The organism is Mycobacterium sp. PTI7 (assembly GCF_056679845.1).
Genome location: NZ_CM155252.1, coordinates 4,642,241 through 4,658,072 on the forward strand (window position 1 = coordinate 4,642,241; position 15,832 = coordinate 4,658,072).

The 15,832-nt window shown below is 70.1% G+C and carries 21 protein-coding genes; 8 read left to right on the forward strand and 13 right to left on the reverse strand.

The annotated features are described in order from the left end of the window. Positions 1-17: 17 nt before the first annotated feature. Entirely contained in the window at positions 18-815 is a 798-nt protein-coding gene (locus AC1MEY_RS22420; RefSeq protein WP_480227579.1) for an SDR family oxidoreductase, read from the forward strand. A gap of 21 nt (positions 816-836) precedes the next feature. Here AC1MEY_RS22420 and AC1MEY_RS22425 read toward each other — a convergent pair whose 3' ends face one another. Together AC1MEY_RS22425 and AC1MEY_RS22430 are read right to left on the reverse strand one after the other, a co-directional pair. Further along, the gene (locus tag AC1MEY_RS22425; RefSeq protein WP_480227580.1) at positions 837-2,153 is read right to left on the reverse strand and encodes an ArsB/NhaD family transporter; all 1,317 of its coding nucleotides are present in this window, start codon (positions 2,151-2,153) and stop codon (positions 837-839) included. Then, the gene (locus tag AC1MEY_RS22430; protein ID WP_480227581.1) at positions 2,108-2,833 is read right to left on the reverse strand and encodes a hypothetical protein; all 726 of its coding nucleotides are present in this window, start codon (positions 2,831-2,833) and stop codon (positions 2,108-2,110) included. The genes AC1MEY_RS22425 and AC1MEY_RS22430 overlap by 46 nt, the downstream gene beginning before the upstream one ends. A gap of 292 nt (positions 2,834-3,125) precedes the next feature. Here AC1MEY_RS22430 and AC1MEY_RS22435 point away from each other — a divergent pair, with 292 nt between their 5' ends. Then, positions 3,126-3,785, forward strand: a complete 660-nt coding sequence (locus AC1MEY_RS22435) for a GAF and ANTAR domain-containing protein (RefSeq protein WP_480227582.1) — start codon at positions 3,126-3,128, stop codon at positions 3,783-3,785. Positions 3,786-3,795: 10 nt separating this feature from the next. Here the strand turns inward: AC1MEY_RS22435 and AC1MEY_RS22440 are convergent, their stop codons facing one another. The 7 genes from AC1MEY_RS22440 to hadA form a co-directional block, all read right to left on the reverse strand. After that, complete coding sequence (locus tag AC1MEY_RS22440) at positions 3,796-4,080, reverse strand: hypothetical protein (protein WP_480227583.1); 285 nt, start codon at positions 4,078-4,080, stop codon at positions 3,796-3,798. Positions 4,081-4,087: 7 nt separating this feature from the next. Continuing rightward, positions 4,088-4,804, reverse strand: coding sequence for a GAF and ANTAR domain-containing protein (locus tag AC1MEY_RS22445; RefSeq protein ID WP_480227584.1), 717 nt, complete (start codon positions 4,802-4,804; stop codon positions 4,088-4,090). Positions 4,805-4,880: 76 nt separating this feature from the next. Next, positions 4,881-6,350, reverse strand: a complete 1,470-nt coding sequence (locus AC1MEY_RS22450) for an amidase (protein WP_480227585.1) — start codon at positions 6,348-6,350, stop codon at positions 4,881-4,883. A 49-nt stretch (positions 6,351-6,399) separates the two neighbouring features. Beyond that, positions 6,400-7,230, reverse strand: a complete 831-nt coding sequence (locus AC1MEY_RS22455; RefSeq protein ID WP_480227586.1) for an LLM class F420-dependent oxidoreductase — start codon at positions 7,228-7,230, stop codon at positions 6,400-6,402. A gap of 67 nt (positions 7,231-7,297) precedes the next feature. After that, on the reverse strand, positions 7,298-7,663 hold the full coding sequence (locus tag AC1MEY_RS22460; protein ID WP_480227587.1) for a nuclear transport factor 2 family protein: 366 nt from the start codon (positions 7,661-7,663) through the stop codon (positions 7,298-7,300). A 76-nt stretch (positions 7,664-7,739) separates the two neighbouring features. Then, entirely contained in the window at positions 7,740-7,991 is a 252-nt protein-coding gene (locus AC1MEY_RS22465) for a hypothetical protein (RefSeq protein ID WP_480227588.1), read from the reverse strand. A gap of 139 nt (positions 7,992-8,130) precedes the next feature. Further along, entirely contained in the window at positions 8,131-8,580 is a 450-nt protein-coding gene (gene hadA / locus AC1MEY_RS22470; RefSeq protein WP_480227589.1) for a (3R)-hydroxyacyl-ACP dehydratase subunit HadA, read from the reverse strand. Positions 8,581-8,626: 46 nt separating this feature from the next. Between hadA and AC1MEY_RS22475 the strand changes: the two genes are divergently transcribed. Then, positions 8,627-9,517, forward strand: coding sequence for an ATP-grasp fold amidoligase family protein (locus AC1MEY_RS22475; RefSeq protein WP_480227590.1), 891 nt, complete (start codon positions 8,627-8,629; stop codon positions 9,515-9,517). A 9-nt stretch (positions 9,518-9,526) separates the two neighbouring features. Here the strand turns inward: AC1MEY_RS22475 and AC1MEY_RS22480 are convergent, their stop codons facing one another. The 3 genes from AC1MEY_RS22480 to AC1MEY_RS22490 form a co-directional block, all read right to left on the reverse strand. Beyond that, entirely contained in the window at positions 9,527-9,658 is a 132-nt protein-coding gene (locus AC1MEY_RS22480) for a hypothetical protein (protein ID WP_480227591.1), read from the reverse strand. Between the two features lie 166 nt (positions 9,659-9,824). Next, positions 9,825-10,298: a cyclophilin-like fold protein gene (locus AC1MEY_RS22485; RefSeq protein WP_480227592.1), complete on the reverse strand. Its 474-nt coding sequence runs from the start codon at positions 10,296-10,298 to the stop codon at positions 9,825-9,827. Further along, the gene (locus tag AC1MEY_RS22490) at positions 10,295-11,167 is read right to left on the reverse strand and encodes a helix-turn-helix transcriptional regulator (protein ID WP_480227593.1); all 873 of its coding nucleotides are present in this window, start codon (positions 11,165-11,167) and stop codon (positions 10,295-10,297) included. Before AC1MEY_RS22490 ends, AC1MEY_RS22485 begins: the two co-directional genes overlap by 4 nt. A 145-nt stretch (positions 11,168-11,312) precedes the next feature. Between AC1MEY_RS22490 and AC1MEY_RS22495 the strand changes: the two genes are divergently transcribed. The 4 genes from AC1MEY_RS22495 to AC1MEY_RS22510 are packed head-to-tail and all read left to right on the forward strand — an operon-like array spanning position 11,313 to position 14,774. After that, positions 11,313-12,398 (forward strand): alpha/beta hydrolase, encoded by a 1,086-nt coding sequence (locus AC1MEY_RS22495; RefSeq protein ID WP_480227594.1) that lies wholly within the window; start codon positions 11,313-11,315, stop codon positions 12,396-12,398. Positions 12,399-12,436: 38 nt separating this feature from the next. Beyond that, entirely contained in the window at positions 12,437-12,928 is a 492-nt protein-coding gene (locus tag AC1MEY_RS22500; protein WP_480227595.1) for a (R)-mandelonitrile lyase, read from the forward strand. Next, positions 12,925-13,704: a carboxymuconolactone decarboxylase family protein gene (locus AC1MEY_RS22505; protein ID WP_480227596.1), complete on the forward strand. Its 780-nt coding sequence runs from the start codon at positions 12,925-12,927 to the stop codon at positions 13,702-13,704. Before AC1MEY_RS22500 ends, AC1MEY_RS22505 begins: the two co-directional genes overlap by 4 nt. 26 nt (positions 13,705-13,730) lie before the next feature. Continuing rightward, positions 13,731-14,774 (forward strand): zinc-binding dehydrogenase, encoded by a 1,044-nt coding sequence (locus tag AC1MEY_RS22510; RefSeq protein ID WP_480227597.1) that lies wholly within the window; start codon positions 13,731-13,733, stop codon positions 14,772-14,774. A 3-nt stretch (positions 14,775-14,777) separates the two neighbouring features. Here AC1MEY_RS22510 and AC1MEY_RS22515 read toward each other — a convergent pair whose 3' ends face one another. Further along, positions 14,778-15,017, reverse strand: coding sequence for a hypothetical protein (locus AC1MEY_RS22515; RefSeq protein ID WP_480227598.1), 240 nt, complete (start codon positions 15,015-15,017; stop codon positions 14,778-14,780). Positions 15,018-15,311: 294 nt separating this feature from the next. Here AC1MEY_RS22515 and AC1MEY_RS22520 point away from each other — a divergent pair, with 294 nt between their 5' ends. Then, complete coding sequence (locus AC1MEY_RS22520) at positions 15,312-15,830, forward strand: (2Fe-2S)-binding protein (protein WP_480231622.1); 519 nt, start codon at positions 15,312-15,314, stop codon at positions 15,828-15,830. Positions 15,831-15,832: the final 2 nt, after the last annotated feature.

The window sequence follows — 15,832 nt, forward strand, 5'->3', positions numbered from 1 at the left end:
TGCGACAAGATGGGGTCATGACTCAGGGAAAATCGGTCTTCATCACCGGCGCAGCCGCCGGTATCGGACGCGCCACAGCACTGTCCTTCGCCAAGCGCGGATATGCCATCGGGGCCTATGACCTCGACGAGGTGGGGTTGAAGTCCCTGACCGACGAGGTCGAGTCGCTCGGGGCCACGATCGTCACCGGGCGGCTCGACGTGACCGACGCCGACGAGATGGCCTCGGCCGTCGAAGCATTCGTCGCGACGACGGGCGGCCGGCTCGACGTCATGATCAACAACGCGGGAATCTTGATCGCCGGACGGTTCGAGGAGATCCCGGTGGCCCGGCACCACCGCGAGATCGACATCAACGCCAAGGGCGTCGTGAACGGTCTGCACGCGGCGTTCCCGTATCTCAAGTCCACGCCCAACTCCACCGTCGTCAACATGGCGTCGGCGTCGGCGATCTACGGCCAGGCCGAACTCGCCAACTACAGCGCCACCAAGTTCTTCGTCCGGGCCGTCACCGAGGCGCTCGACCTCGAGTGGGCGCGGTACGGCATCCGGGTGGTGGCGATGTGGCCGCTCTACGTTCAGACCGCCATGACGACCGACGTGAAGACCGGCACCACGGATTCGCTGGGCATCCGGCTCACCGCACAGGACATCGCCGACGACATCGTGAAGGCCGTCGATCCGTCGACACCGCGCCGTCTCGTCCACCAGGTGCACTTCCCGGTGGGCAGGCAGGCCAAGGCCCTCGCGGTCGGCGCCCGGTTCTCCCCGGCGTGGATCACGCGCCTGGTCAACAAGCGGCTGGCGGGCTCGTAGCCGGGACGGATTGGGCCGGAATCAGTTCTGGCCCAGTCCGACCCGCAGGCCCAGCCACAGTGCGCCGACCGCACCGAGCAGGCCGATCGGCACCGTGACCGCCCCGAGTGCCGTGAACCGGCCGAGGTGCGGCGGTTGGCCGCTCGCGTTCAGGACGCGGCGCCACAGCAGCGTCGCCAGCGATCCGACGTAGGTCAGGTTGGGGCCGATGTTGACGCCCAGCAGCATCGCGAGGATCAGGCCGGGCGGCGCCGTGGTGCCGACCGCGGCCAGCAGGATCAGCGTCGCGGGCAGGTTGTTCACCACGTTGGCCAGCACGGCGGCCAGTGCTGCCATCGCGACGAGCCCGAGCAGTGACGTCGACGCGGGGACCACCGCCTCGATGGCGTCGCCGAGGCCGTTCGTGCTGACGGCCGCGACCACGACGCTCAGCGCCAGCACGAAGACGCAGAACAGCGCTGACGCCGACCCGACGATCGCCCGCGGCGTGATCGACCGGCCCGCGAGTGCCGGGACGGCCAGTACCGCTGCCCCGGCGACGGCGATCCACACAGGCTCGACGCCCAGCCATCCCGACACCCCGAATCCGACCAGAGTGGCGCCGATGACGGCGAACGCGAACAGTGGGGCGTCGGGCACCGCACCCTCGTCCTCGTCCTCGGGCAGCGGTTCGGACCCGGCCAGGTCGCGCCGGAAGAACAACCGGAAGATGCCGTACTCGATCAGGATCGACACCAGCCACGGCAGGGCCATCACCGAGGCGAACGATGCGAACGACAGCCCGCACGCCGAGAACGCCAACAGGTTGGTGAGATTCGAGACCGGCAGCAGGGTGGATGCCGTGTTCGACAGGTGGGCGCACGCGTACACGTGCGGACCGGACCGCACGCCGGCGAGCCGCGCGGATCCGATCACCACCGGCGTCAGGAGCACCACGGTGGCATCCAGGCTGAGCACCGCGGTGGTCACCGACGCCGCGACGAACACCAGGGCGAGCAGCCGCTGCGGTCGGTGCCGCGACGAACGGCCGAGAACCGTTCCCAGCCAATGAAATACGCCGAGGACGTCGGCCAGTCGCGCGAGCACCAGGATGGCGGCGAGGAATCCCACGGTCGGTGCCAGCAGCAGGACCTCGTGTTCCGCCTCGGCCCACGAGATCGCACCGGTCAGCAACAGCGCGGCCGCGGCGGGTACCGCCAGCGTCGCCTCGGGCAGGCCGCGCGGCTGGACCATCGCGAAGATCAGGACGGCGGCCAGCAGCGTCAGAGACAGGATCTCCGGCCACGGCGGGGTCACGTGGCGGCGGCGTGGGCACCGAGTGCCCACGTTCCTCGGCATCGGGTGCAGGTCCCGTTCGGACTCATCTCGTACAGCCCGATCTCGCCGACCGTCCCGTCGAACGCCGACGGTCGCGGCAGTGCGGAGAGGTCGACGCGGAAGACCTCGTCACGCGGCCAGGTCAGCGTGACGTGCGGGTCGAAGCGGTCGTCATGGTCGTCGGAGACCGCGTCGTACCCGTAGCGAAGGAGTTGGCCGACGAGCGCGGGGTCGTCCGCTCGGCCGTCGGCCACCACGTCGGCCAGGACCTCGCCGCCGGGACCGTGATCGCGAAGCCGACCCCGCCGCAACGGCTCCACTGCTCCGATCACCGCCGCCTGCGTTCGTCGCCACGGGTCGCTGCGCCGGTAGAAGAGTTCGGGTGCACCTTCGCGGTTGAACCGATATTCGGTGGCCTCGGCGGCGAACGCCGCGAGGGCGGGGACGACGTCGTCGAGTGCCGTTCGCACCTGGTCGATCTCGTCCTCGTCGACCGTCAGCATGAACAGCGAGACGTGCGGCTCACAGCTGCCCTCGGTCTCGCCGGGAAAGCCTGCCCCCAGTCGGAAGCACGCCCGGGCGCCGTCATCGTCCATCAGCGTCGCGAGCGCAGAGCTGCACTCGATGGCGCGCTGCCGCACGTCCGCGGGCAGGAGGATCACCACGTCGAGGATCAGGGCGCGCTTCTGCTCGGGGTTCATCGGCTTCCTCCTGGGTCGAGGGCCGACACGTCGTGCTCGTCTGGCCGCACCGCGGGACGCTACGGTCGGTTGCTGTGGGGTCGCTGGACGACGCTCGCACCGCACGCCATCCCGTCCGCAGGGGTCCCGTCCCGAGCTACGTCGGCGCACGTCAGAGACGTTTCTGACGGTGCGGTGACGGACCCCGACACGCCCCCGGACGCGCTCGGACCGCTCGCCAGGTGGAGGTTTGTCCGGAACCTCACCGGGCAGACACAACTCCATGTCCCAGCCGAACCCACAGGACCTTGCGATGAAGATGGCCGAGATGGCCCGCGCCGTCGCAGCTCCGCGCTCGGTGGAGGAGATCTTCACGGAGGTCACCGAGGCCGCGGTGGAGTTGATCCCCGGTGTCAGCACCGCAGGCATCCTCCTGATCAGGCGAGGCGGCCGGTTCGAGTCCCATGCCGGCACCACCGACCTGCCGCATCAGCTCGACGAGTTGCAGCACCGGCATCAGCAGGGCCCGTGCATGGATGCGGCGATCCATGACGTGGTCGTCCGCACCGACGACTTCCGCGAGGAGCAGCGCTGGCCGCAGTACTCGCCGGCCGTCCTGGAGTTGGGCGTGCGGAGCGGGATCTCGTTCAAGCTGTACACGAAGGACCGCACCGCGGGTGCCCTCAACCTGTTCGGATTCGAGCCGACGGAGTGGGACGCCGAGCGACAGTCGGTCGGCACGGTGCTCGCCGCTCACGCGGCGGCCGCCATCATGTCGTTCCAGCAGGGCGAGCAGCTGCAGTCGGCAGTGACGAGCCGGGATCGCATCGGTCAGGCCAAGGGAATCATCATGGAGCGCTTCGGCATCGACGACGTGCAGGCCTTCGACATGTTGCGTCAGCTCTCGCAGGAGGGCAACGCGAAACTCGTCGACATCGCCCAACGGGTCATCGACACCCGCGGCCAGGGCTGAGCCCGCCCGCTCAGAGGCTTCCCTCCACCCCACTCGACTCGTCCGCGCTCTGAAACTCGTCGCTGTAGGGCGCGCGCGGCGGCGCGATCTCGTCGAGCCGTTCGTTGATGGCGTGGGCGAGCATGTCGTGCTGGTCGGGGGGCAGCGCGATCGCGCCGTTCATGTAGGCGTCCAGCTCGAAGCGGCCGGCGTCGCCGCCGAGGCTGAAGTAGCGCAGCCACAGCTGGTCGATCGAGATGTCCGCGGACTCGAAGGCTAAGTGGAATCGCTTGTCCAGCTCGTCGTAGGCAGCCATCAGCGACTCACGCGTCCGTCGTCGAGGCGACAATCCGGGCGGCGACGTCACCGACCAGCCGGTGGGTGCGGTGTGACTCCATGGCCAGTTCGCGGAATGCCTCGGCGGAGCCGATCCCCAACCGTGCCATCAGGATCCCGCGCGCCGTCGCGATCAAGTCGCGCGATCGCAGGGTCTCCTTCAACTGCTCGCTCAGGCGTTCCGCGGAGCGGACGGTCTTGACGTTGCCGACGAAGATGGCCGCCTGGTCGGCGAAGCGCCGGAGGAGGTGCTCGGCGTGGTCGTCGTAGGCGTCGACGGTGGTCGAGTACACCTTCATGGCACCGAGGTGGTCGTCGCCGTGGGTGACTGGGGCGCTGAGGAACGACCGCATGCCGAGCGCGGTGGCGCGTGACATCCAGGCCGGCCAGCGTCGTGCGTCGTCGTCTCCGTGCGAGCGGATCACGGTGCCCTCCCGCCACGCGGTCAGACACGGTCCCTCGTCCAGCTCGTACTGGGCGTCGTCGAGCTGCCGAACCAGGGCGTCGGTGGCGGCCGACGTGGTTCGCCTACCGTGGTGGTCCATCAGGCTGATGCCCGAGCCGGCGCTGCCGGCGATGGTCTCGGCGGCCAGCGACGTGACGGTGGAGAGTGCACCGGCCACCGTCGTCTCCGTCAGCAGCATCCCCGACATCCGTGCGAACATCCCCACCAGTTCCTCGGCGGGGTCGGGCCCTTGGCTCACTGGGGATCGCTCCTTCGGCACGATCGCACGCCGGGCGGCGGCGGATCGAGGAGGGGACTACCACCGGCGAACCCCGTTAAACGCCCGCGCGCCGATCCGCCCACGGCGCCGCGGCCTCGAGCTGCGCCGCCAGCCTGATCAGCGTCGACTCACCGTCGAGCGGCGCGACGAACTGCACGCCGAGCGGCAGTCCGGTGGCCGTCCAGTACATCGGGACGGTGATCGCGGGGCGCCCGGTCAGGTTCGCGAGCTGCGTGTACGGCACCCAGTTCAGGTTCTTGTCCACCATGTCGTCGACGATCTTGGTGTAGCGCAGGAGCCGGGCCGTGCGGGTCTTGATGAGCACGTCCGACGCGCGCTGCAACGCGAACGGCAGGTCGAACTCTCCGATCCTGGGCGGCGGAGTCGCCAGCGTCGGCGTCAGCAGCAGGTCGTACGACTCGAAGAACGTGCTCAGCCGGCGGGTGTGTTCGTGGCGCCGCTGCACGGCGTCCACGTAGTCGACGCTGGGCGTGGCGCGCCCGATCGCGGCGAGGATCAGGGTGTCGCGCTCGAAGGACTCGTCACCCGCACCCGTCAGGCGCTTCGCCTCGTCGAGTTCCCATGCGGTGTAGACGAACCAGGTGAGCAGGAAGTCCCGGGCCAGCGCGGCGTCGTCGAACGGCGCAGCGGGCAGCTCCTCGACGTGGTGGCCGAGGTCGGTGAGCACGCGGACGGCGGCATCGACGGCCGCCACCGCCTCGCGGTCCGGTGTCGGGTTGATCGCCGACGGGACCCGGACCCCGATGCGCAGTCTGCCGGGGTCCTGGCCGACGCACGACGCGAACGACGCCTCGGGCATTGCGGGGGAGAACGGGCCGAACGGCTCACCGCCGCTGATCACGTCGAGCATCGCGGCGGTGTCGCGCACCGTCCGCGACACGACGCCCTGGACCGCTGCGCCGTGCATCGACTCGCCGGTCGACGGGCCCGACGGGGTGAGTCCGCGTCCGGGCTTGAGTCCCACCAGACCGCAGCAGGCGGCGGGGATGCGGATGGATCCGCCGCCGTCGTTGGCCCCCGCCGCCGGCACGATCCCGGCCGCGACGGCGGCCGCCGACCCGCCCGAGGATCCGCCGGGCGTCCGCGAGAGGTCCCACGGGTTGCGCGCCGGGCCCCACAGTTCCGGCTCGGTGATGCCCTTGGCGCCGAACTCCGGGGTGTTGGTCTTGCCGAAGATGACCAGGCCCGCGTCGAGCCAGCGCTGAACGATGGTGGCGTGCGCGGGAACCGGCGTCGACCGGAGTGCCCGCGACCCCGCCGAGGTGGGCAGGCCCGCGTAGTCCTGGGCCAGGTCCTTGATCAGGAACGGCACCCCGGTGAACGGGCCGCTGGGTGCGTCCGCGGGTGCGGCGGGCACGTCCCGCACGATCGCGTTGATCTTCGGGTTGACCCGCGCCGCACGGTCGCGCGCCAGTGTCAGCAGCTCGTCCGCCGTCACCTGTCCGTCGGCCACCAGCCCGGCGAGGCCGGTGGCGTCGTATGAGCGGTACTCCTCGAAATCCATCGTTCGACCGTAGGCGTCGCGACGTCGGGACGGGAGCCTCCCCCGGTGGTCACGCCCGGTACTGCCGAACCTTCGCGGCGAAGTCGTCGAGGAGCGCGAGCGTCTCGTCGCGCGGCCGGGTGGGCAGCATGAGCGCCACCTGCCCGAAGCCCAGGTCGTCGGCGGTGCGCCAGTAGTCGGCGTCGATCGGGGTGCCGAACATGGCCAGCGGGACGTCGTGACCGGCGCCGTCGCGAATCTGTCCGATCCGCTTCGCGAGCTGCTCGGCGGGCAGCGGGTTCGAGATCCACCCGGCGTCGTGGCGGACCACCCGCTTGACGGTGGCATCGGAGTTGCCGCCGATGAAGATGGGCGGATGCGGCTTCCGGACCGGCTTGGGCCGTAGGTAGGACGAGTCGAACTCGACGTAGCGGCCGTGATACTCGGCCGGCTCGGCGGTCCACAGCGCCTTGATGGCGTCGAGGCGTTCGTCGAGCAGCGCGCCCCGGGTCTTGGGGTCCGTGCCGTGGTGCCGCAGCTCCTCGATGTTCCAGCCGGCGCCCACCCCGAAGACGAAGCGCCCGTTCGAGACGAGGTCGACGCTGGCCGCCTCCTTGGCGGTCGTGATGGGGTCTCGCTGGATCAGGAGCGCGATGCCGGTGAACAACTCGATCGTCGTCGTGACCGCCGCCGCCGCAGCGAGGGTGACGAAGGGATCGAGGGTGCGGTAGTACGGCTCCGGCAGCTCCCCGCCTCCGGGATACGCCGACTCCCGGCTGGCCGGGATGTGGGTGTGCTCGGCGATCACCAGGGACTCGAAGCCGCGCTCCTCGATGGCGCGGGCGAGCGACACCGGGTCGATCCCGTCGTCGGTCACGAACGTCGCGATTCCGAACTTCATCGGTCGTCTCCCATGCGTAGTCGGCTATCAGAGTCGAATGCCCGCGCGGGGGCGTCCTATTCCCGGCCTACTGCGGCGGGATCAGCACGGTCCACAGGTCGGTGATCATCCCGTCGGCGATCAGTGCCGTGTCGAAGCCGGACAGGACCGGTTCTCCGGTCGAGGGATCGAGCAGGTGCCAGCCGAGGTATCCGAAGCCCTCGAGGCTGCGCACGGGGCCGTCGGTCGCGAACTGCTGATCACCCAGGTTGGCCTGCAGTGCGACGCACTTGGCGTCGAGCGCGGCGCGTCCGGTGGTCACGCCCTCGTCGTCGGTCCACCGCACGTCGGCCGCATAGGTCCGCTCGATCGCGGACGCGCGCGCGGCGTCGTCGCGTTCATTGAACACCGCGAGCAGATTGTCGTGCATCAACGTCTCGATCGACTCGGACATGAGCGACTCCTTCACAGGGGAGACGCATTTTGTAGCGCCTCGAACAAAACCCTGCCGGAACCGTACCGCGTGGCCGTCAGCAGCGCGTGACGTCGCGGGGGACGATGACGTCGCCGGGGCGGCGACCCACGTCGTCGCGGCGCAGGGCGTGCAGGAGCAGTCCGGATCCGGCGCGCCCGGTGTCGGCTCCGTCCGTGCGGAGCAGACGGTCGACGTACGACGAACTTGCGCGCGCCGCGTCGATCAACAGATTCGTCGCCGGACGCATCCGGTTGACCATCTCGTCGCCGATGCCGCCGATGTGTGCACCGACCTCAAGAATCGCCATTACGCCTCCATGCCTAGGCGTGCGTGCCCATTCTTGACAACACACTTGCTAACTTTTGCAAGCACAACGCTTGCGAGTGTATGCAATATGCCCGTTTCGGGGGTGCTCAGACGCGATGTGATGGACTCCACGGCCCCAATCACTCCGTTTCGCTGCGCCCCGCCATGGTGGTGTAGTCCTCCTGCACCGTCTCGCCGTGCTGGTTGGTGATGCGGCTCCGGATGGTCAGCACGTCGGCCCCGAAGGCCTGCCGCAGCGAGTCGAGCCGGATGTGGCAGTACAGCTTGTCACCCGCCTTGACGGGCCGCAGAAACGTCAGCCCCTGCTCCACCTGGACGATCTTCTCGTCGGTGATCGGGATGTTCGCGTGTTCGAAGAACGCCATCTGCGCCTGCAGACCGAAGATCGAGATGAACGTCAGGGGCGCGAGGAGCGCGTCGTGGCCCAGCTCGTGAGCCGCGTCCTCGTCGACGTACGCCGCGTCGTCGTTCTTGACCGCCTCGGCGTACTCGCGGATCTTCTCCCGCCCGACCTCGTAGTGGTCGGGGTAGGTGTACGTCATGCCGACGATGTCTGGGGACAGGGCCACGACACAGAACCTATCGGGCGGGAGAGCGTGCTCCTAGCCTGGACGCGTGACCACCGTCCGCCGGCGCGAGCGCAGCCGCCTCGTCCGCGCCGTCCGGCTGTGGCGTACGCGGCGGCCGCGCACGTTCCGCGACAAGGTGCGCTACAAGATGCTGCGCGACCACCGTGGACTGGTCGTGACGTTCGCCGACAAGGCCGCCGTGCGCGACTACGTGGCCGACGCGATCGGACCCGGGTTCCTGCCGCGCGCGTACGCCATTGTCGACGACGCCGCGCAGCTCGCCGACGTACCGCTCCCCGCCGACTTCGTGGTGAAGCCGACGCACGGCAGCGGCGCGGCCATCGTCGTCTCGGGCCGGGCCCCGGCCGACGCCACCTTGCCGACGGACCCCGGCAGCTGGGTCTACTCCCACGTCCGCCCGGAGGCGGCGCCCCGCGCGGAACTCATCCGGGTGGCCGCCGGCTGGCTCACCCAGCTCTACGGCCAGGGACCCAACCGCGAATGGGTGTACGGCCGCGTCCCGCGCCGCGTCATCGTGGAGGAGATGCTGGCCGGCACCGACGGCGGCATCCCCGCGGACTACAAGTTCTTCGTGTTCCACGGCCGGTGTGAGTTCGTCCAGGTGGACGCCGGACGCTTCGGCGTGCGGACCCAGGACTTCTTCACCCGGGAATGGCAGCACCTTCCGATGAGCGGTGGGCCACCCTGGGCCCGGCCCGAACCGCCGCGGGCGCCCGGCCTCGCCACGATGATCGACCTCGCCGAACGCCTCGGCGTGGACACCGACTTCGTGCGCGTCGACCTCTACGACCTTGACGGACGCGTGGTCTTCGGCGAACTCACCAGCTTCCCGGCGGGCGGCGACAGCGTCTTCGTGCCGGAGTCCTTCGACGAGGTGTTCGGGCGGCCGTGGACGGTTCCCCGGCGCTATCGGTGAGGGCAGCGCCTACTGGCCCGTGGCCTCGTCGGATTCCTCGGGGGCATCGGTGCCGAGCGCTTCGGCACCCGGCGTGGCCGGCGCGAGGACCTCGTCGGCGACCTCGTCGTCGGACGGCTGCGTGGGTTCCTGCGACGTCATGGTGTCTCCTCGACTGCTCGAACGGATCTGTGGTCGAGCTTTACCCCTGACGGTCGATGTGTAACCCCATCGCGTCGAAGTCGGCAGGTCGGGAGTTTGCGTCGAGAATGCGCTCAGGGCTGCGATTATCGCGGGAGCACGACCCCCACGGCAGTCTCGACGCGCGTCACGCGCGGTCGAGGGCGACCGTGAACCCGTCGGGCCGATCGCGGATCCAGTCGAGCGCTTCCGCGTCGAACCGGCCGACGTGCACGATGCCGTCGAAGTAGCCGACGTCCCCGTAGTAGAGGACGAGGTCGTCCGTGGGCGCGTAGTAGCCGATGTCGGCGACCTCGGGATCGGAGCCGCCGGGCACGCCGTCGGTGGTCAACGGGCGCGGGAGCCGGGCGATCTTCTCGACGTCGTTCAGGTCGCGGAAGCTCAGCCGAAGCGGAAGCAGTCCGGCGAGGGCGCGCGCGGTCGGGTTGTCCGCCAGCCGCGCCTCGACGTCGCGGCCGTCGACGGTCAGTCGGACGTCCATGGCGGAGGCGCTCGCGGACGGGCTGGGCGCTTCGGGTTGGGCACTCGACCGGCCCGGCTCGGCCGAACAGGCGGCGAGGCCGACGACCACCAGTAGCGCCCAGGGACGCAGGACCGTCACGGCGCGTCGACGTCCGCGGGCGTGCCCGCCCAGGACGCCAGCAGGTCCAACGCGTGCGCGGTCGGCGACCCGGGCTCGGCGACGTAGATGGTCAGGGACAGCCCCGCGTCGGCGATCATGTCGACGCTCTCGTAGTTCAGGTCCAGGTTGCCGACGACGGTGTGGTGGAACCGCTTGGTGCCCGCGCCGTGCAGGCTGACGTCGTGGGCGCTCCAGCGGCGGCGGAACGGCTCACTGCGCGTGGACAACTCGCCGACGAGGTCGTGCAGGGCCTTGTCGTGGGGGTCGCGGCCGGCTTCGGTCCGCAGGATGGTGACGCAGGTGTCGGCAGCGGTGTCCCAGTCCGGATAGAACCGCTGCGCGTCGTCGTCGAGGAAGGTGTAGCGGGCGAAGTTCGGCGTCTCGCCCGGCTGGCTGTCGTACACCGAGGTGTGCATCGCGTGGCCCAGGTGGTTGGTGGCCAGCAGGTCCATCCGGCCGTTGCGGATCAGCGCGGGCGGATGGATGCCGGCCAGCATCCACTGCAGCGCGGGCCGCGGCGTCCACTTGGCACTCGGCCGTCGACGCGGACGCATGCCGGCGCTGGTGCCGTCGGCGGCGTGGGCGAGGTGGAACAGGTGTGCCCGTTCGGCGTCGTCGAGCCGCAGCGCGCGGGCCAGTGCGTCGAGGACCGACGCCGAGACCCCGCCGAGCGACCCGCGTTCCAGCTTTGCGTAGTACTCGACGCTGACACCCGCTAGCGCGGCGACCTCGGCCCGGCGCAGGCCCGGCACCCTCCGGTGCCCGAAGTCGGGCATGCCCACCTGCGCCGGCGTGATCTTGGCGCGCCGCGACGTCAGGAAGTCACGTACCTCGTGTCGGTTGTCCACGTGTCCGACCGTACGACCATCGGCGACCGGGAGGGATGCACTGCCGGTACACGTCTCGACGGTGACTCCCACGTCGGCCCGGATGGGCGTTGTCTGGAGGCACACCCACCGGACCCGAACAACCGACGTCACATGAGGATTCGACATGACAGACACACCCACCACCGCCCGGAAGCGCCGCGGCCCGCGCCCGCTGATCGGTGCCGCCCTCGTCGCCATCGGCGCACTGGCGCTCACCAGTTGCGCGTCGTCCTCGGGTCAACCCGACGCTCCCACCGCGGCGAGCGCGGAGTGGGACAAGACGTTCCCCCAGAGCGACCGGGTGGACGTCGAGAAGGTGCGGTTCGACAACAGGCTGGGCATCGACCTCGTCGGCGACCTCTACGTGCCCGCCGACGTCGACACCACCCGCCGCCACCCGGCGATCATCGTGGGTCATCCCTACGGCGGCGTGAAGGAGCAGTCCTCCGGTCTGTACGCCCAGCAGATGGCCGAACGGGGTTACGTGGCACTGGCATTCGACGCCTCCTACGGCGGCGAGAGTGGCGGGTCGCCCCGCAACCTGGCCTCGCCCGAGGCCTTCACCGAGGACTTCAGCGCGGCCGTCGACTACCTCGGCGGCAACGACCTCGTCGACCGGAACCGCATCGGCGTGATCGGCGTCTGCGGCAGCGGCAGCTTCTCGCTGAGCGCCGCGGCGGTCGACCCGCGCATCCGCGCGCTGGCCACCGTCAGCATGTACGACATGGGCCGCGCCAACCGGCAGGGCCTGAACGACGCCGTGCCCGAGGACCAGCGCCGGCAGAACCTTCGGGCGGCCGCCGACCAGCGCTGGGCGGAACTCGACGGCGCCGACCGCGCCATGGTGCCGGGAACACCGGTCGAACTGACCGCGGAGTCCACCGCCGTCGACCGCGAATTCTTCGACTACTACCGCACGCCCCGCGGCGAGCACCCCCGCTCGACCACGGCGTTCAGCCAGACCAGCACGGCCGCGATGAACGCCTACTACCCGTTCGCGCAGATCGACGCGATCTCGCCCCGGCCGCTGCTGTTCGTCGCCGGTGAGAACGCCCACTCGCGCTACTTCAGCGAGGACGCCTACCGACTCGCGGCCGAGCCCAAGGAGCTGGTGATCGTCCCGGGCGCCGGCCACGTCGACCTCTACGACCGCGTCGAGATGATCCCGTTCGACACCCTCGACCAGTTCTTCACCACCAACCTGGGCTGACCCCGGCCAGACCACCGCACGAGCGAAGGAGCACGACGATGATGAGACGACTGTTCACGACCGCGGCACTGGCGGCGGCGGCCCTGTCGATGGGCACGTTCAAGGCCACGCCGGCGGGAGCCGACGGCGAGCGGATGGAGGTGTCCCGCTCCGAGACCCGCCCCTCGTCGACCGGTCCGGCCGAGACGTTCACCGGCGAGGTTCGCGTCACGCCGCTCTTCGACGTCAACGACGCGCGGGACTTCAGTTCGGCGGAGGTCACGTTCAGTCCCTGCGCACGTAGTGCGTGGCACACCCATCCCGCCGGCCAGACGCTCGTCGTCACGACCGGCACGGGCTGGGTGCAGGAGTGGGGCGGGCCCAAGCAGCAGCTGAATCCCGGCGACGTGGTGTGGACGCCCCCGGGCGTGAAGCACTGGCACGGCGCCACCGAGGACACGACGCTGACCCACCTCGCGATCCAGACCCACGTCGACGGCACCGGGGTGAACTGGCTGGAGCACGTGAGCGACGAGGAGTACCGCCGGTGAGGGGCGGCAGGTGGACGCTGTTGGCCGCCACGGTCACGTCGGCGTCGGTGTGGATGAGCGGCTGCGCGCAGTCCGACCGGTCGGGTGCGGCGACGCCCACCGGCGACGTCGCGGCGGTATCCCCCGCACTGGCCGACTACCGCGACCGCATCATCGAAGGCGAACTGTGGGACCGGCCCGGCCTGTCGTCGCGTGACCGCAGCGTCGTCACGGTCGCCGCGTTGATCGCCCGCAATCAGACGATCGACATGCCGGCACAGTTCGGGCGTGCGTTGGACAACGGCGTCACCCCCGCCGAGCTGTCGGAGATCATCACCCATCTCGCCTTCTACGCGGGCTGGCCCAACGCGCTCGCGGCCGTCGCCGCCGCCACACCCGTGTTCGACGAGCGTGGTGTTCAGGCCGCGGATCTGCCCTCCGCCGACGACCCGCCACTGCCGATCGATCAGGCCGCCGAGGACCGGCGGCGCACCGGCGTCGACCGGGACTTCGGCGCCGTCGCGCCGGGCGTCGTCCAGTACACCACCGACGTCCTCTTCACCGACCTCTGGTTGCGGCCCGGCCTTGCGCCCCGCGACCGCAGCCTGGTGACCGTCAGTGCGCTCGTAGCCGCCGGACAGGTGGGTCAGGTGACCTTCCACCTCGGCAAGGCCATGGACAACGGCCTCACCCGGGACCAGGCGTCGGAGACCCTGACCCAATTGGCGTTCTACGCGGGCTGGCCGACCGTGTTCTCGGCTCTGCCGGTCCTCAAGGATGTCGTCGACAACCGCTGAAGTCACCCTCGAAGGAGCACCACACCATGCGCGCAACACTCATGTACGGCGCCGGCGACGTCCGCGTCGAGAACGTCGCCGATCCCCGGATCGAGCACCCGACCGATGCGCTGGTCCGCATCACCGCGTCCTGCATCTGCGGCAGCGACCTGCACCCCTACTCGTCGATGGGCGCCGGCAGCGGCCCCGCGCGGATGGGCCACGAGTTCATCGGCGTCGTCGAAGACGTCGGGGCCGACGTGACGACCGTGACGAAGGGCGACCTCGTCGTCTCGCCGTTCTCGGTGTCGGACAACACCTGTCAGTTCTGCCGCGAGGGCCTGCACACGTCGTGCGCCGATCCGGCCGCCACGTTCTGGGACAACATCCCCGACCAGGGCGCGCAGGCGGAGGCCATCCGCGTTCCGCTCGCCGACGGCACGCTGGTGAAGCTGCCCGTCGGCGAAGACTCCGCACTCGTGCCGTCACTGCTCACGCTGTCCGACGTCCTCGGCACCGGCCACCACGCTGCGAAGATGGGTGGCGTCGGCCCACGCACCCGCGTCGCGGTGATCGGCGACGGCGCGGTGGGCTTGATGGCGGTCCTGTCGGCCAAGCGGTTGGGGGCCGAGCGGATCATCCTCATGGGCCGCCACGCGCAGCGCACCGACCTCGGACGCGACTACGGCGCCACCGACGTCGTGTCCGCCCGGGGCGACGAGGGCATCGCCGCGGTCCGCGACCTCACCGGCGGCGACGGCGTCCACGTCGTTTTGGAGGCCGTCGGTCACATGCCCGCCTACGAGCAGGCCGTCGGCATCGTCCGTGCGGGCGGCGTCATCAGCCGGGTGGGCGTCCCGCAATACGAGGACGCCGGAATCGGGTTCGCAAGCCTGTTCGGTCGCAACGTCCGCCTGGCGGGTGGGCCCGCACCGGCGCGGGCCTACGTCGAGGAACTGCTGCCCGACGTGCTCGACGGCACCATCGATCCGGGCCGGGTGTTCGACTCCACCGTCGGCATCGGCGACGTCCCGGGCGGGTACCGCGACATGGCGGACCGCCGGAGCCTCAAGGTGCTCGTGACGCCCTGACCGCTACTGGCCGTCGGCCTCCGCGCGGGCCTCGGCGCCGCTCTCCTGGGTCTCGGCGTCGAACTGCGGATTGGTGCGGCCGACGTACGTGCCGTCCTCGTCGTCGCGCTTGGCCCGCGAACCGGCGACGCCGGGATCGGGCTCGACGTCGTCCTCGGCCTTCTCCTCGTGGGCCCAGTGCTCGTCCTTGACCTTGTCGGCGGCGTCGCTGATCTTGTCCTTGGCGTTCTCGAGGAAGCTCACGTGTCTCCAGTCTTGGCCGTCAGGCCGGTCGGTCCGTTGACGGGCGATTACCCCGGCCCCCGAACCCGAAACTGACGCGCACCTGGGGTGCCCCGCCGGTACACCGCTCGTCAGTGGCTGCCTCACCGCTCGCGGCGCTGGCACTCTGGAGGGGCACGGGGCCCGTACTTCCAGAGGTGGTCGACTTTGAACGAGCACGACAGCGCGTCCGCAGCCGCGGATACAGAGGCATGGCGGATCAAGCGGCGGACCTTCGTGGGCGCATCCGTCGCCGTCGGCGGAGCCGTCGCGGCCATGGGATTGCTCGACGGCTGCGCGACCGAGACCGACGAGGACACGTCGACGTCGAGCGCGGTGCGCGTGACCCTCAACGGCGACGAGCGCGAACTCACGGTGGACAACCGCACTTCGCTGCTCGACATGCTGCGCGAGCACACGGAGTTGACGGGCACGAAGAAGGGCTGCGATCAGGGTGCCTGCGGCGCCTGCACGGTGCTGCTCGACGGTGAGCGCGTCGTCTCCTGTCTGACGCTGGCCGTCCAGGCCGACGGCACCGAGGTCACCACCATCGAGGGGCTCGAGGAGAACGGTCGCCTGCACCCGCTGCAGCAGGCGTTCATCGACGAGGACGGCTTCCAGTGCGGGTACTGCACCGCCGGCCAGATCCTCTCCGGCATCGGGTGCATCCGCGAGGGTCGCGCCGGATCGCCCGAGGAGATCCGAGAGTCCATGAGCGGCAACATCTGTCGATGTGGCGCCTACACCAACATCGTCGCGGCGATCTCGCGCGTCGCCGATCAGGGCGGTGTCTGACC

Bases quoted from the DNA above. Each gene is read 5' to 3' on its own strand.
- AC1MEY_RS22520 (WP_480231622.1), top strand. From the start codon at position 15,312: ATGGGATTGCTCGACGGCTGCGCGACCGAGACCGACGAGGACACGTCG.
- AC1MEY_RS22425 (WP_480227580.1), bottom strand. From the start codon at position 2,153: ATGCCGAGGAACGTGGGCACTCGGTGCCCACGCCGCCGCCACGTGACC.
- AC1MEY_RS22510 (WP_480227597.1), top strand. From the start codon at position 13,731: ATGCGCGCAACACTCATGTACGGCGCCGGCGACGTCCGCGTCGAGAAC.
- AC1MEY_RS22455 (WP_480227586.1), bottom strand. From the start codon at position 7,230: ATGAAGTTCGGAATCGCGACGTTCGTGACCGACGACGGGATCGACCCG.
- AC1MEY_RS22440 (WP_480227583.1), bottom strand. From the start codon at position 4,080: ATGGCTGCCTACGACGAGCTGGACAAGCGATTCCACTTAGCCTTCGAG.
- AC1MEY_RS22435 (WP_480227582.1), top strand. From the start codon at position 3,126: ATGAAGATGGCCGAGATGGCCCGCGCCGTCGCAGCTCCGCGCTCGGTG.
- AC1MEY_RS22480 (WP_480227591.1), bottom strand. From the start codon at position 9,658: ATGACGTCGCAGGAACCCACGCAGCCGTCCGACGACGAGGTCGCCGAC.
- AC1MEY_RS22500 (WP_480227595.1), top strand. From the start codon at position 12,437: ATGATGAGACGACTGTTCACGACCGCGGCACTGGCGGCGGCGGCCCTG.
- AC1MEY_RS22495 (WP_480227594.1), top strand. From the start codon at position 11,313: ATGACAGACACACCCACCACCGCCCGGAAGCGCCGCGGCCCGCGCCCG.
- AC1MEY_RS22430 (WP_480227581.1), bottom strand. From the start codon at position 2,833: ATGAACCCCGAGCAGAAGCGCGCCCTGATCCTCGACGTGGTGATCCTC.
- AC1MEY_RS22465 (WP_480227588.1), bottom strand. From the start codon at position 7,991: ATGGCGATTCTTGAGGTCGGTGCACACATCGGCGGCATCGGCGACGAG.
- AC1MEY_RS22460 (WP_480227587.1), bottom strand. From the start codon at position 7,663: ATGTCCGAGTCGATCGAGACGTTGATGCACGACAATCTGCTCGCGGTG.
- AC1MEY_RS22420 (WP_480227579.1), top strand. From the start codon at position 18: ATGACTCAGGGAAAATCGGTCTTCATCACCGGCGCAGCCGCCGGTATC.
- AC1MEY_RS22450 (WP_480227585.1), bottom strand. From the start codon at position 6,350: ATGGATTTCGAGGAGTACCGCTCATACGACGCCACCGGCCTCGCCGGG.